Annotated in this window: 10 protein-coding genes; all 10 read left to right on the forward strand. The window is 50.2% G+C overall.

The window, feature by feature from the left end; translation table 11 throughout:
- The first annotated feature begins 50 nt into the window (after nucleotides 1-50).
- The 10 genes from IPI86_RS11775 (at nucleotide 51) to IPI86_RS11820 (ending at nucleotide 14,928) form a co-directional block, all read left to right on the forward strand.
- Nucleotides 51-1,154: a response regulator gene (locus IPI86_RS11775; RefSeq protein ID WP_345298204.1), complete on the forward strand. Its 1,104-nt coding sequence runs from the start codon at nucleotides 51-53 to the stop codon at nucleotides 1,152-1,154.
- Entirely contained in the window at nucleotides 1,151-1,480 is a 330-nt protein-coding gene (locus IPI86_RS11780; protein WP_345298205.1) for a GAF domain-containing protein, read from the forward strand. The genes IPI86_RS11775 and IPI86_RS11780 overlap by 4 nt, the downstream gene beginning before the upstream one ends.
- Entirely contained in the window at nucleotides 1,446-2,399 is a 954-nt protein-coding gene (locus IPI86_RS11785; RefSeq protein ID WP_345298206.1) for a HAMP domain-containing sensor histidine kinase, read from the forward strand. The genes IPI86_RS11780 and IPI86_RS11785 overlap by 35 nt, the downstream gene beginning before the upstream one ends.
- A 41-nt stretch (nucleotides 2,400-2,440) precedes the next feature.
- Complete coding sequence (locus tag IPI86_RS11790; RefSeq protein ID WP_345298207.1) at nucleotides 2,441-3,529, forward strand: ABC transporter substrate-binding protein; 1,089 nt, start codon at nucleotides 2,441-2,443, stop codon at nucleotides 3,527-3,529.
- Complete coding sequence (locus IPI86_RS11795) at nucleotides 3,510-4,514, forward strand: ABC transporter substrate-binding protein (RefSeq protein ID WP_345298208.1); 1,005 nt, start codon at nucleotides 3,510-3,512, stop codon at nucleotides 4,512-4,514. Before IPI86_RS11790 ends, IPI86_RS11795 begins: the two co-directional genes overlap by 20 nt.
- 117 nt (nucleotides 4,515-4,631) lie before the next feature.
- A complete protein-coding gene (locus IPI86_RS11800; protein ID WP_345298209.1) occupies nucleotides 4,632-6,917 on the forward strand; it encodes a GAF domain-containing protein in 2,286 nt (761 codons plus the stop codon).
- 91 nt (nucleotides 6,918-7,008) lie between these two features.
- A complete protein-coding gene (locus tag IPI86_RS11805; RefSeq protein WP_345298210.1) occupies nucleotides 7,009-7,398 on the forward strand; it encodes a hypothetical protein in 390 nt (129 codons plus the stop codon).
- Between the two features lie 47 nt (nucleotides 7,399-7,445).
- A complete protein-coding gene (locus IPI86_RS11810; RefSeq protein ID WP_345298211.1) occupies nucleotides 7,446-8,717 on the forward strand; it encodes a GAF domain-containing protein in 1,272 nt (423 codons plus the stop codon).
- 157 nt (nucleotides 8,718-8,874) lie between these two features.
- Nucleotides 8,875-12,459, forward strand: a complete 3,585-nt coding sequence (locus IPI86_RS11815) for a GAF domain-containing protein (protein ID WP_345298212.1) — start codon at nucleotides 8,875-8,877, stop codon at nucleotides 12,457-12,459.
- A 27-nt stretch (nucleotides 12,460-12,486) separates the two neighbouring features.
- Nucleotides 12,487-14,928: an ATP-binding protein gene (locus IPI86_RS11820; RefSeq protein WP_345298213.1), complete on the forward strand. Its 2,442-nt coding sequence runs from the start codon at nucleotides 12,487-12,489 to the stop codon at nucleotides 14,926-14,928.
- Nucleotides 14,929-14,930 lie beyond the last annotated feature (2 nt).

The following is a 14,930-nucleotide window of genomic DNA, read 5'->3' on the forward strand; positions in this document are numbered from 1 at the left end:
GTCCAGATGACTAACGGTGAGATTGCAATTCTCCCTGAAAATAGCCAGCGATGACACCTCAAGAAAACACCTCCACTAATACCAATCCTGTCCGCATCCTCGTTGTTGATGACCACCCAAACACCGCAACCACGCTGGCTCGCGCGCTGTCCCAGCTTGGGTCGGGTGTTAACGTCATCTCAGCTTCGAGCGGGCACGACGCCCTCGAAAAAGTAAAAACCAACGGCGTGGATATTTTGTTCACCGATATGATCATGCCTGAAATGACCGGGCTGGAATTGATCGAGAAGATGCAAAATCATCCCGCAGGTCGGCCATCCTATACCTATCTCGTCACTGCATATGATGTTCCGGGGCTGAAAGTCACGGCACACCGCTTGAAGGTCAATGAAGTGATCGTAAAGCCCGTGCGCCCCGAACGCATTTGCCAGATCGCGACAAATGCCATCGAGGAAATGAAACATTCCACGCATCCGATCAAACAATCGGCGGTGGCACGAAAGAAATTCAAGATCCTTGTGGCAGATGACAGACCCGATAACATCACCCTGTTGACGCGTTATCTCGAATACGAAGGCTACGAACATATCGCCGCGCGCGACGGTCTGGAGACTTTGGACAAAGTCCGCGCAGAATTGCCTGACCTGGTTCTGTTGGATGTGAACATGCCTCACAAGGATGGATTCGCGGTCCTTGAAGATATTCGCAGTGATCCTTCTGTGCAGCATATCCCCGTCATCATTCTGACTGCGGCACGCCTCGATCCATCTGATGTGCAATCAGGTTTGAATTTGGGCGCCGATGATTATGTGACCAAGCCATTCGATCGCCATGAACTGATGGCGCGCATCCGCACAAAACTACGCGTAAAAGAGACGGAGGATATCATCCGCCGCCGCAATCGCGAATTGAACCTGCTGCCCGAGATCGGCAAGGAACTCAGTGCCCGTACAGATATCAAAGACCTCGCGAACATCCTGATCAAACGCACCGTGGAAACGCTTGGCGCGATCCAGGGCAACATGATCATTTTTGATGCCAATGGCGGGCCTGGGCAAAACTATCAGGTCCCTCTTTCAACCGAATCTTCAAGCGGGCTGATGACGATCCCAAAAATATCATCAGGCATATTGAGGAAACTCATCAGGGTTTGATCATTGCTGACGCGCATAACAACTCGCTCTGGCAATTGGACAACCATGATTCAAACATCCATTCGGCGGTCATTAGTCCGCTGTTTGGGCGCATGGAATTGCTCGGCTTGCTGGTGCTCACCCATGAACAGGTAAATTATTTCAATACCGATCATTTACTGCTCCTGCAAGCCATTACAAGCCAGGCGGCGATCGCCATCGAGAACGCCCGTCTGTACGCCATCACGATGCAGGAGCAAAAGCGTCTCGCCGCTGTGTTGAAGCATGCCGCCGAGGCAATTTTGGTATTCGATGTACAAGGCAAGCTTTCGCTGCTCAACCCCTGAAGGCGAAAAACTGTTCACCGATTTCAATGCAAACATCAATCAGGTTTTGCCTCACGATCACGGATACGATGCCTTCATCCACATGTTGGATGATGCACGCACTTCGAATGGCGCAAAATCTGGCGATATCACCTGGCCCGACCAGCGCACCTTCAATGCGCTCATCACCCCCATCGAAGATGGCGGTCAGGTGGTCATTTTGCATGATGTCACACGCTTCAAGGATCTTGAGCAGGTGAAGAATGAATTCATCGCCACAGCCTCGCATGACCTGAAAAATCCGATCACAACCATCGCCGGGTTCAGCACACTGCTCGAACAGGCAGGTCCGCTCAACGCGCAGCAAAAAGACTTTGTCAGCCGTATTCAAAGCGCCACTCATAATATGGCCGAACTGGTGCAGAACATGATGTCCCTCGCGCAAATGGATCTGGATGCGACCCAAAAACATGAAGCCATTGAGATGCAATCCCTGCTTGCAGAGATCGCCAACGAGTTTATCCCGCAGGCGAAGATCAAGAATCAAAAACTTTCCTTTTCGCCTCTCGAAAAGTCTGCTGCAATAAGCGGTGACCCCTTGCAGCTTCGCCAGTTAATGCGCAACCTGCTGGGCAATGCCCTCAAATACACTCCCAATGATGGGGCGATCACGTTCAAAGCAGAAGCCAGCGACTCGCAGCTTTTGGTCGAGGTGCAGGATACCGGCTGCGGCATTCCCGCTGCCGACCTGCCTTTCATTTTCAACCGCTTTTATCGTGTACGCGGCGGCAGGAACAATGAAGTTGAAGGCAATGGACTTGGCCTGGCAATCGTGAAATCCATTGTGGAGCATCATGGCGGGCAGGTCAATGTGGAAAGTGAAATAGATAAAGGAACACGTTTTACCTTGTTATTACCGCTTTCAAGACTCGAATCGTAAAGACATAACATATTACAAAACCAAAGGAGCCTTGCAAAATTATGAAAACAAAAACCTCAAAAATCATGAGCATTTCAATCCTGATTGCGATCCTGTCTCTTTCCCTGTTTGGATGCAGCGCGCTAAATCCCCCTGCAGACAAAGTCACTGTGCAGTTGAGCTGGTTTCCCAGTGTGGAATACGCGGGATTCTATGCCGCTCTTGAAAACGGCTATTATGCCGAAGAAAATATTGAAGTCACTCTTGTACCGGGCGGCCCCGAAGCAACCCCACTGGACGATGTGAACAGCGGCAAAGCGCAGTTTGGCATCACAACAGGTGATAGTTTGATCATTGCAAAATCAAACAATCAGAACTATGTCGCGGTGGCAACCATTTTCAGGCAAAATCCGCTGGTTATCATGGCCTTGAGTAGCGGCACGGTCAGCAAGCCGGAAGACCTTGCTGGAAAAACCGTTGGCGTAATCGCCCCTGATCTGAGCACCACCTATGATGTACAGCTTTTGTCTTTGCTGCGCAAACTGAACATCGATCAAAGCGGCATTACGTTTGAAGCAATTGACGACTATAACGGCGCCAGCGAACTCACTGACGGCAACATGGATGCCATGAGCGGCATGTTTGCCACCAACGAACCTGTGCAAGCGATCATGGCTGGCAATGATCTGAACCTGATCTATTACAAGGATTATGGCGTGGATGTTTATGCCAATGTTCTGTTCACCTCCGAGGAGTTTCTTCAAAACAATCCTGACCTGATCAGTAGAATGGTCAAGGCTACAATGAAAGGATATCAATTCTCACTGGAAAACCCGGACAAAGCCGCCGAGTTTGCCGTGAAATACGACCCAACCCTCGACCTCAAATTCCAAACCAATGTCATGATTGCCCAAATCCCCATCATTGACACCGGCGATGCCGCCATCGGCTCGATGGACGCAGATGTCTGGGAAACAACCCAACAGATCCTGCTGGACTTCAACCTGATCCGCTGCACCAATAGATTTGACCACAGTCTACACAAATCAATTTACCAGTCAATAAGAAGCGCTTTTCGCAAAAGGCACAAAAGTTACGATACAAATAAAATCTTTCATACAGGAAAATATAGTGAACAAGACATCTCTTAATAAAATCGGTTTATTGATCGGCCTCATGGCAATCCTTATAAGTGCCTGCGGAACTCAGCCAACGCCCGTTGTCCCAACAGATAAAGTAACCATCCAATTGAGCTGGTTCCACGGCGTGGAATATGCCGGGTTTTATACCGCAGTCGAAAAAGGATATTACAAGGAAGAAAATATTGAGATCGTCTTGAATCCAGGCGGCCCGGAAATCAATCCGATAGATGAAGTACAAAATGACAAGGCACAATTCGGTATTACCAGCGGCGACAGCCTTATCATCGCCAAGACAAATCAACAGAATTTCGTATCCGTAGCGACTATTTTTAGAAAAAACCCTTTAACCATCACTTCCTTAAAAAAGGACAATATTCAAAGACCGGAAGACCTGGTTGGAAAAACGGTAGGAGTGTATTCGCTCGATTTGAGCAACTTCTTCGATCTCCCCTTTCTGGCGCTATTGAACCGTACCGGTCTGGATCGCAACTCCATGAATTATGCGCTTATTGAAGATTTTCAAGGCGCCAATGAAATTAAAGCAGGAAACATGGATGCCATGAGCGGCATGTTCGCAACAGATCAGCAAGTAATGGCGCAGGATGCCGGTGATGAATTGAACTTCATCTATTACAACGATTATGGCTACGATGTATATATCAACACAATCTTTGTCAAAGAGGAATTCATACAGAGCAATGCCGACTTGATCAGCCGATTAATAAAGGCGACCATAAAAGGCTATCAGTATGCGATTGAAAATCCAGAGGAAGTTGCCGGGTTTGCGGTCAAATATGATCCAAATCTTGACCTCAAGTATCAACAGAGTGTAATGAAAGCCCAAATTCCATTCATCAGCACTGGCGACGCCCCCATTGGCTCCATGGATGCGGATGTTTGGGAAACAACCCAACAGATCCTGCTCGACTTCGATCTAATTGCTGCCCCGATCGACTTAAATACGATATATACCAACCAATTCACCAGCCAATAGCGATTCAAGAAACATGCTTGAGTTACGTATGCCGAGGTGTTCATGAACAACAAATCTCAATTAAAACAAAACAATCGTGGCCGGACATCTGTCCGGTCCACATCGTTGCGGACCAGGTTGCTCATTACAACCATCCTGCTGGTATTTATCCCTGTATTGATCACAGGCGCTGCAGCAAGCTACATCAGTTCACAAGGCTTGCGGCAGGATGTATTCGACCAGTTGGAATCAGTGGCGACCCTGAAGGAAGCCCAGATCAAAACCTGGCTGGAATCCCTGCAAACGAACCTCGACTTGATCTTTGCCAACCCAGACTCACTGGAAAGAGTCTCGGAGCTTGTGCTTAATCAGTCCTCGGCAGAACAGGCTAAATCTACGGTAAGAAGCGAATTGACCAACAATAGTCAGCGTTCCGGTTACTTTACCGAAATATTCGTTATAGATAAAGACGGACAGGTCGTTGTCTCCACAGCAAGCGGACAGGAAGGGAAGATCATGACCTCCCAACCTTTCTTCCATGAGGGATTAAAGGGACGATATATCACCCCGCCAAATTACGAACTTTCCCTGTCGAATTACACCATCGTAATTTCGCAGCCCCTTATAAGCAATACCGGCAAAACCATTGGCGTAGTCGCTGGACGCGTAAACCTCAACACGCTAAATGACATCATGCAGCAGCGTGCAGGTCTGGGTGATACCGGTGAAACCTACATGATCAGTTCCAATTTCGCCGTATTGACCAATCTACGCTTCGGCGAAACCGTTCTAGGCCAGACATACATCCACACCGACGGTGCAACCCAAGCCATTAAAAATAAAGCCAACGGCTTCGGCAATTACCGCGATTACCGTGACATAGCAGTTGCAGGTGTATATCACTGGGTCCCCGAACTTCAGATTGCGGTTCTTGCTGAGCATAGCGAAAGTGAAGCCTTGCAGTCAGCTAATAGAGTGCTTCAAGTTACTTTGGGGTTGGTCGCTATAACAGTTATCATCGCCGGTTTCGCTGCGTTCCTCATTACACAAGGCATTACCGCCCCAATCATCAAACTTGCTAATGCTGCTGAAAATATTGCCAGGGGAAATCTCAATCAACAGGTGGATATCGTCCAACAGGATGAAATCGGTGTTCTGGCCAATTCTTTCAATTCCATGACGACCCGTCTTAGCGAGTTAATCGGCACCTTGGAGCAACGCGTGACTGACCGTACCAAGGCGCTTGCCACATCTTCCGAAGTCAGTCGCCGCCTTTCAACGATCCTTGACCAAAAGCAATTGGTCACCGAAGTTGTTGAACAGGTAAAAAACTCCTTCAACTATTATCACGCTCATATCTACATGTATGACGAAGACCGTGGTGAATTGACCATGGCGGGTGGTACGGGTGAGGCAGGTGCCCAAATGCTGGCACAAGGTCATAAACTCGCCAAAGGTCAGGGCTTGGTGGGGCGAGCCGCAGAAAGCAACGAGCCGATCCTTGTTAATGACACATCCCAGGATCCCAGTTGGCTGCCAAACCCGCTCCTGCCTGATACCAAGTCGGAAGTGGCAATGCCCATTTCCATTGGTGACAGGGTGTTGGGCGTGCTGGACGTGCAGCACAATATCGTGGATGGATTGAAACGCGAAGATGTTGATTCTTTGCAATCCATCGTTAATCAGGTTGCGGTCGCTTTGCAAAACATCAGTTCCGTGGAAACAATGGCTAAACGTGCGAAGGAACTTGCGTCAGTTGCCGAAATCAGTACGATTTCATCCCGTGAAGCCGATGTAAGCAAAATGCTGGAAAACGTGGTTCACCTGACCCAACGCCGTTTCGGCCTGTACCACGCCCATATATTTCTCCATGATGAGAAAACCAACAACCTTCAAATCATCGCCTGTGGCTGGAAGGAAGGCGATGAACATGAAGGAACACACGGCACGACATCCATACCTGTGGCACAGGAACAATCCCTTGTAGCACGCGCTGCCCGCACAAAGCAGGCTGTTATCGTCAATAATGTACACGACGAATCAGGCTGGCTGCCCAACCCACTCCTTCCCGATACTGCCTCCGAACTGGCCGTTCCCCTGTTGGTCGGTGATCAACTTATCGGCGTGCTGGATGTGCAATCAGATCGTCTGAATGCCTTTACGGAAGAAGACGCCAGTATTCAAACCACGCTCGCATCTCAAATCGCCGTAACTGTGCAAAACGCGCGCAACCTTGTGCAATCAAAACGGCTGGCGGAACGTGAAGCATTGGTAAATATCATCACCCAAAAGATCCAAAGTGCAACCACCGTGGAAGATGCACTTCAAGTGGCCGTGCGCGAGTTGGGACATGCCGTAGGAATGAAGTCAACAATGGTGACACTTGACCCCAAGGTACTTGCCGGTGAAGGCCAGGACAATTAAGGAGTATGACAATGAACATCACCTCAACTTCTACTGGTTCACCAGAAAATAAAAATTTTGGCTTTTGGGCGGTCTGTCACTTTCGCGAAAATTGCTACTGGCCTTCGGTGTTCTGTTCGTTCTGGCTGTGATCATTGCCATAGTCACGCTGCGAGGTTTGAACAGAACCGGGGCTTTTTACGAAGAAGCGATAACGCAAGGTGAGGAAATTCGCAATGTGTCAGATCACCTAACAATCAGTCTTCTGCAAGCCCGTCGTGCCGAGAAAAACTTCCTGTTACGCTGGCGTGAAGAAGGGTTCGATACAGCATACACAAATTATGTGCCCGTATTCACAGAGAGTATCTCCTTCATGCGTGAAGACTCGAAGCAGTTGAAGGCCTTTGGTTCAGTGGCGGCAACATTGTCCACAGGTGAAATAACCCAGGAACAATATGACGCCGACATAGCCACCCTTAACACAAAACATAGATATATATGAGCAAAGTTTCGCAGCTTATATAAATGCGCTCCAACAAAGAGGTTTTGATGAGAATACAGGCTTTGAAGGTCTATTTAGAACCGCAGCCCAAAAATATCGAGAAAAGAATCTCAAACCAGGATGGCTTGGAAGAGTTGGAACTTACACTCCTACAGATTCGCCGTAATGAAAAAGATTACCTGTTGCGTACAGACCAGCAATATGTAGATAACGTCCATTCATATGTTTCGCAGCTAAAAACCCAGATCACCATTACCGACAAATTTGAACCGTCCGTAAAAACGGAGTTGCGCACGCAGGCAGATGCCTATCTCACAGCGTTCGATAGCCTGGTAGAACTGGATAAAGAGATCGATATTTACAATGTAGCGCTGATCAATGCAGCACGCGGTGTGGAACCACTGACCACGAAAATCGAGAGCCTTGGTGAACAATTGGCAACAGAAGATATAGCCGCGGCGCGTTCAAACGAAACTCAAACCCTTACGACGTCCATCGCTACTACGTTTGGCGTGCTTGTAATTTCTATTTTTCTGGCGATCATCCTGTCGAATCAGATCACCCGCCCCATCATCGCCCTGACGAATACTGCCCAAATCATTTCAGCGGGCAAATTTGATACGCAGGCAGAGGTTAACTCTGCAGATGAAATTGGCACCCTCGCACAAACATTCAATATCATGACCAGCCGCCTGGAACAGGCATTTGAAGATGTCCGCCGCCGTGCGTTGGCCGTGCAAACGTCAGCAGACGTCAGCCAGCGCCTTTCCATGGCCACGGATCCACGACGCCTTGCCGCGGAAGTGGTGGAGCAGGTGCAATCTGCATTCAAGTATTACCATGCACACATCTACTTTTTAGATGAAGCAAGCGGCGACCTAGTAATGGCTGGTGGCACAGGCGAAGCAGGAGCCATCCTGCTCGCAAACGGACACAAAATCGCACAAGGGCGTGGTTTGGTCGGTCGCGCTGCAACAACCAACGCCCCGGTTCTGGTTCCAGATGTTTCCAAAGCTGAAGGCTGGCTCCCCAATGTTTTATTGCCAGATACCAAATCCGAGGTAGCCATCCCGATCTCTTCGGGTAAGCAGGTGCTGGGCGTGTTGGATGTACAGCAAAATGTGGTCAACGGCCTCGATCAGGAAGATGTCAGTCTGCTGCAATCGCTCGCAGGTCAGGTTGCGATCTCGCTGCAAAATGCCCGCTCATTCGAACAATCCAAATCCCAAGCCGAATTGGAAACGCTCGTAAACGCCATCGGTCAGAAAGATCCAGCGCGCCACCACTGTGGAGGACACGCTGCAAACAGCCATTCGTGAACTTGGCACAGCCCTTGGAGCAACACGTGTCCAGGCAGTGATCGCCGGAAAGCAAAATAACAGCAATGAGAATTAATTCACAGGCAGGATTTTTGCAAACCGCCATAAGATTATGTGCGAACGCGGCAGCACATTGCCCGATGAAGGAGAAATAAAAATGGATAAGAACAAACCATTTATTACCGATCAGGAAGATACCCAGGTTAAGCGCACATTTTGGGGAACGCTGTCTCTCTCCACGATCTTGATGCTGATCTATATCTACATCCTGACAGTAGCCAGCCGAGGTGAAAAAACGACGATCACCTACATCTCCATGGCTGTTGTTCTGATGATCGGCACATCAACAGTCATGGGTATCATATTGACCCTTCGCCGTCGGTCGGAGTTGGGCTTGAAATTAATGTTTTATTCGCTGCTAACCTTGTGCGTTGCAGCTGCAACATTATTCCAGGGACGCGCAATATCGATCACATTTTCCATCCTGATCATTTCCACCATCTGTTTTCTGTGGGTATTCCCGCAACACTCGCGCAGGGAATATGTGATCGTGGCAGTTTCCGCTCTGGTGTTGATCTGGATCATTGAAGGGTTGAATCCAGCCTGGCGTCAGTCCATGACCATGGTCCAAGTCGGTCCCGCAGGCGCTGTGGTTTTTGGCCTTATCTTTGCCATTTACCTGTTACGCTACTCATGGGGCATCGTCTCATCTAGTTTGCGCCTCAAGATCACGGTCTGGACAGGTTTTATTCTCGCAGGCATTTCCCTCGTACTGATTGCCTATTCCGCCATCACAGCGCGACAATCTGCCATTGAAGCAGCCCAGGAAGAATCGCTGACTTTCGCAGCGTCACAGGCACGCTTGGTCCGTGCAGACGTAGAAATTCCTTTGGACACAGCGCGTGCCCTTGCCCAGGCCTTTACCTCCATTAAGGATCAATCCAATACGGAGGCGATGAGCCGATCTCAAGTCAATGCAATGTTGCGCCAGGTATTGATCGAAAATCCATCTTTTCTGGGAACCTATACCCTTTGGGAGCCAAACGCCTTTGACGGACTTGATGCAACATTTACGGGTGCAGCAGTACACGATAATACTGGCCGCTTTATCCCCTATTGGGTACGCAGCGATGATGGCAGCGTGGTTGCCACAGCACTGGTAGATTACGAAACCCCCGGGCTGGGCGATTGGTATCTGCTACCACGCCAGACAAAAACGGAAGTGACCGTCGCCCCGCTTATTTACCCTGTTCAGGGTGTGGATACGGTCATGGCTTCTTTTGTTGTGCCTATTTTGTACAACGATGAGTTCTACGGCATTGCCGGAGTGGATGCACCGATCGCCTTCGTGCAGGATCTCGTGGATCAGGTCGATCTTTACAACGGGCAGGCTGGTGCTGTTTTAATGACTTCAGACGGCACGTTGATCAGCGTTCGCAACCAGCCAGATTTGGTCAATCAACCTGCTACAGAGATCTACCCTGATTTCGCAGAATTGCAGTCACGCATTGAGGCTGGAGACTCGTTCATCAGCATGAGCCCCGACGGACAATATTTGCGGGCTTTTGCTCCAGTAGACCTCGGCAGAACCGGCAAACATTGGTCGTTTGGATTGCTCATCCCATTTAATGAGATTACAGCGCCTGCCACCGCAGCCGCGATCCTGCAAGGAACGATCGGCTTGATCTTGATCATATTAGCCTTAATTATTCTATGGTTCCTGAGCGGTCAAATCGTACGCCCTGTTCGCGACCTTACAACGGTGGCGAATGCGGTTTCACAAGGCAATTTGAATGTAACCGCCCATGTTCAGGCAACCGATGAAACAGGTGTACTCGCCAATGCCTTCAACTTGATGATTTCCCAATTACGCGAATCATTCATCACATTGGAAGAACGTGTGGCAGAACGTACCCAGAACCTGGAATTGGCCTCTGAAGTAGGCCGCTCCGTCTCACAGGTGCGCGCCCTGGATGTCATGTTGAAAGATGCGGCAGAGATCATCCGCTCCAGGTTTGATCTGTATTATGTTCAGGTATATCTGACAAATCCCAGCCAGACCTACCTCAATTTGCAGGCAGGTACAGGGCATGTGGGAGAAGAATTGCTGTCACGCAGCCACCGCCTGCCTTTAAACACAGGCTCCATCAATGGACGTGCTGCCACGGAAAAAAGATCGGTGATCATTTCAGACACCACTAAAAGCGCCACATTCCGTCCCAATCCCCTTCTGCCAAATACCCGTTCTGAAATGGCAGTTCCGTTGCTCATCGGCGAAAAAGTAGTGGGTGTGTTGGATATGCAAAGCGAAACGGCTGGTTCGTTGAATCACGACCTGCTTTCCGCTTTCGAAGCGCTGGCTGGACAGTTAGCTATCGCCATCCAAAATGCGAACCTTCTGGCAGAGACAGAACAGTCCCGCGCTGAAGTGGAAGCACAGGCACAACGCCTTTCTCGTACGAACTGGGCGAACTATCTCGACGCCATTCACAGGCCTGAAGAAACAGGATTCGTATTCGAACAGAACAAGGTCGTTCCGATGGTTCAGGGCGAGCAATTAATGAAGAATGATTCCGCGTTGACTGCTCCTATTGCAGTGACAGGCGAAGCGATCGGAAACATCACCGTGGAAATGGAAGGACAATCGCCGATCTCGCGCACCTCCGACCTAATCAATACAGTGGCTCGTCAGGTTGCACAGCAGATCGAAAGTTTGCGCCTGCTGGAGAACGCCGAACAGTATCGATTTGAGGCGGAAGAAGCTTCACGGCGCCTGACCCGCGAAGGTTGGAAGAACTACAAGGAAAACACATCTGGAAACCTCAGCTATCTTTATGATCTAAGGGAAGTACGCCCGCTCAACGGCGATTCCACGGATCAACATGCGTCCACTGTGCCATTGAAGATCCGTGATGAATTGATCGGTACGCTCTCTATTCAGGGATTAAGTATCGATGACAAGGAATCACTCAATCTTGCAACTGCGGTCGCCGAACGCCTGAGCGCACATATTGAAAGCTTAAGACAGTTCGACGAGACCAAACGTGGTCAGGTTGAATTGGATAAACGCGCCCAGCAACTGGCGGCGGTCGCAGAAATCAGTACAGCATCCTCCAAGGAATTGGATATAGACAAGATGCTTGCATCGGTTGTGTACCTGACTCAGCGCAAATTCGACTTGTATCACGCTCACATTTTCACGTTTGATGAAAATACGTCCATGCTTCACATTGCCGCTTGCGGTTGGAAAGAAGGCGACGAGCACGAAGGCACGCACGGAACGACGACCATCCCATTGGAACAGGAACAATCCCTGGTGGCACGCGCTGCCCGCACCAGGCAGGCGGTGATCGTGAACGATGTACGCAATGAACCCGGCTGGCTTCCCAACCCACTTCTGCCAGATACTTCATCCGAGTTGGCTGTACCCCTCGTCATCGGTGATCAAGTTCTTGGCGTGCTGGATGTACAATCAGATCGAATTAATGCCTTTTCAGATGAGGATGCCAATATTCAAACCACGCTTGCCTCGCAGGTGGCCACGGCTCTGCAAAATGCGCGCTCCTTTACCCGTGCGCAAAAACAGGCTGAGCGTGAAACCACATTGAACCTGATCAGTCAGAAGATCCAAAGCGCGACGACCGTGGATGCCGTGCTTCAGATCGCAGCCCGTGAACTCGGCCATGCTCTGGGTGCGCCCATGACCATCGCCCAATTGAGCATGAAAGATAAAGAGAAATAACCAGCCCAAGTGCAGGAGTCACGAGTTATGTACCCTGATGATAAATCACAGAAACGGGTTGAAAAACTCTTTTCGGGGCTGGAACAAATCACCGGTCAGTCGATCCCCAATGATGGGATTCTGCCCGGAGAAAACAGAAGCAGCCCACCCGTTGTCAAAGAAGCGCCCGTTCCCATCCTGGATGATACGGTAAGCGCGCTGGTTGCGCGCGTCCAGGAATTGGAAGCGAAGCTTGAAGAAAGCAAAATGCGCGCCGTGATGGCGGAGGCAATGCTCGCCGCGGCAAAAACGGACGAGTTAAATCACATCATGCCCGCCATGGTGTATGAAAAGGAAAAGGTGGGCTACGCGTATCAAAACGATAATGTGACCGCGCTCGAGAACGCGCCGTTTCCCACAGAAGCTGGCCATGTTGTCGATGCCCCGTTGACAGCGAGCGGAGAGGTCATCGGCGATATCAAGATCGAGCCGCCGCATGACCGCACATGGACAGAGGAAGAGGAACGTCTTGCAAATGCGGTGGCACAGCAGGCATCGCTTCAGATCCAAAACCTGCGCCTGCTTTCCGCAACGGAACGTGCACGCGCTGAAGCACAGGAAGCCACCCGTCGCTTCACCCATGAAAGCTGGGAATCTTTTCTCGATGGCATTCGTAACAGTGAACGCATCGGCTATTTGTATAATCAATCTGCGGTGGAGCCGTTTAGCAAAGTACCTGATTCCGAACAGGATCATCAGGAAACGGTGAAAGTGCTCGATGAGCAGATCGGAAATCTGTTCGTTAAGGCAGATCCCGCGCGGCCATTAAGCGAGGAAGATCGGGAAATGATCGCATCGATTGCGCGGCAGGTTTCGCAGCAAGTGGAAAGCTTGCGCCTGCTTGCAGATGCATCCCGCGCGCGTGCCGATGCTGAAGATGCCACGCGCCGCCTGAGCCGTGAAAGCTGGCAGGCTTATACACAACGCACACAGACTTCACTCGGTTATGTTTACGATTCAACTCAAGTCAGCCCGCTGACAGAAGCTTTTAATTTGAATAGCATCAATCTGGTGCAGCCGCTCACCGTACGCGGCGAGACCATCGGGCGGCTTGCGCTTGCGAGCACGAACAGTATCACCCCCGAAACAGCGCAATTGGCCGAACAGATCGCGGAACGTGTCAGTGAACAACTGGAGCGATTGCGCCTTACAGAAGAAATTCAAAAGCGCGCTGCGGAACTCGCCACGGTGGCAACCGTGTCCACAGCGGCTTCCACCGTGTTGAACCCAGATGAACTCTTGCAACAAGTGGTGGATTTGACCAAGGAACGTTTCGGTCTGTATCATGCTCAGGTTTATCTTGCAGATGATGCGTGGAATACCCTGCTGTTGGCTGCTGGCGCCGGGGACATTGGAAAACAAATGGTATTGTCTGGCAACACCATTCCAATGGAAAAGAACGAACTTCTCGTATCGCGCGCCACCCATGAACGCAAAGCCCTGATCTCGAACGATGTGCGCAGGGAGGAAAGTTTCCAGATCAATCCCCTGCTGCCCGACACACGCTCCGAAATGGCGGTCCCAATGATCGCAGGCGATAAAGTGCTGGGCGTGTTCGATGTCCATTCGGTAAACCTCAACCACTTCTCGGAAGAAGACGCCAACATCTACACCACCCTGGCTTCACAAGTGGCGGTCTCCCTTCAGAATGCGCGGTTGTATGCGGAGCAGGCTGAAACCGTGGCGCAATTGCGCGAATTGGATCGCTTGAAATCCTCCTTCCTCGCCAACATGTCGCATGAATTGCGCACACCGCTCAATTCCATTCTCGGCTTCTCAGACGTCATGCTCGAGGAACTCGACGGCCCGTTGACCGATAATATGCGCAACGACCTGGGCTTGATCCAAAAGAACGGCCAGCATCTGCTGCATCTCATCAATGATGTGCTGGATATGGCGAAGATCGAATCTGGCAAGATGAATCTCAATATCGAAAAATTCAATCTGCAGGAGATCATCGAAGAAGTTACCAGCATCACCTCGCCGTTTGCCAGCGAAAGAAATCTCTCGCTCTTCATCGAGCCTGATTCAGATTACGAAGTTCGGATCAGTGCCGATAAGATCCGCATCCGTCAGGTGATGATCAATTTGATCAACAACGCCATCAAATTCACCGAACGCGGAAAGATATCCATCCGCGCAGCGTGTGAAGACAACCACGTGCTTATCAGCGTAAAGGATACAGGCATCGGTATTCCGCATGACCACCTCGAAGCAGTCTTCCAGGAATTTACACAAGTCGACACCTCCACCACCCGCAAAGTGGGCGGTACCGGCCTGGGCCTGCCCATCAGCCGCCGCCTGATCGAAATGCACGGCGGAAGATTATGGGCTGAAAGCAGCGGCGTCAACGGAGAAGGCTCCATCTTCTATGTGTTCCTGCCCATCGAAGCCAGAGTCAAAGAAGAAGATGAATCAAAGGTAAAATAATC

It is taken from the genome of Candidatus Villigracilis affinis (assembly GCF_016705895.1).
GTDB classification, from domain to species: Bacteria; Chloroflexota; Anaerolineae; order Anaerolineales; family Villigracilaceae; genus Villigracilis; species Villigracilis affinis.

Bases quoted from the DNA above. Each gene is read 5' to 3' on its own strand.
- IPI86_RS11775 (WP_345298204.1), top strand. From the start codon at position 51: ATGACACCTCAAGAAAACACCTCCACTAATACCAATCCTGTCCGCATC.
- IPI86_RS11785 (WP_345298206.1), top strand. From the start codon at position 1,446: ATGTACAAGGCAAGCTTTCGCTGCTCAACCCCTGAAGGCGAAAAACTG.
- IPI86_RS11790 (WP_345298207.1), top strand. From the start codon at position 2,441: ATGAAAACAAAAACCTCAAAAATCATGAGCATTTCAATCCTGATTGCG.
- IPI86_RS11810 (WP_345298211.1), top strand. From the start codon at position 7,446: ATGAGAATACAGGCTTTGAAGGTCTATTTAGAACCGCAGCCCAAAAAT.
- IPI86_RS11815 (WP_345298212.1), top strand. From the start codon at position 8,875: ATGGATAAGAACAAACCATTTATTACCGATCAGGAAGATACCCAGGTT.
- IPI86_RS11820 (WP_345298213.1), top strand. From the start codon at position 12,487: ATGTACCCTGATGATAAATCACAGAAACGGGTTGAAAAACTCTTTTCG.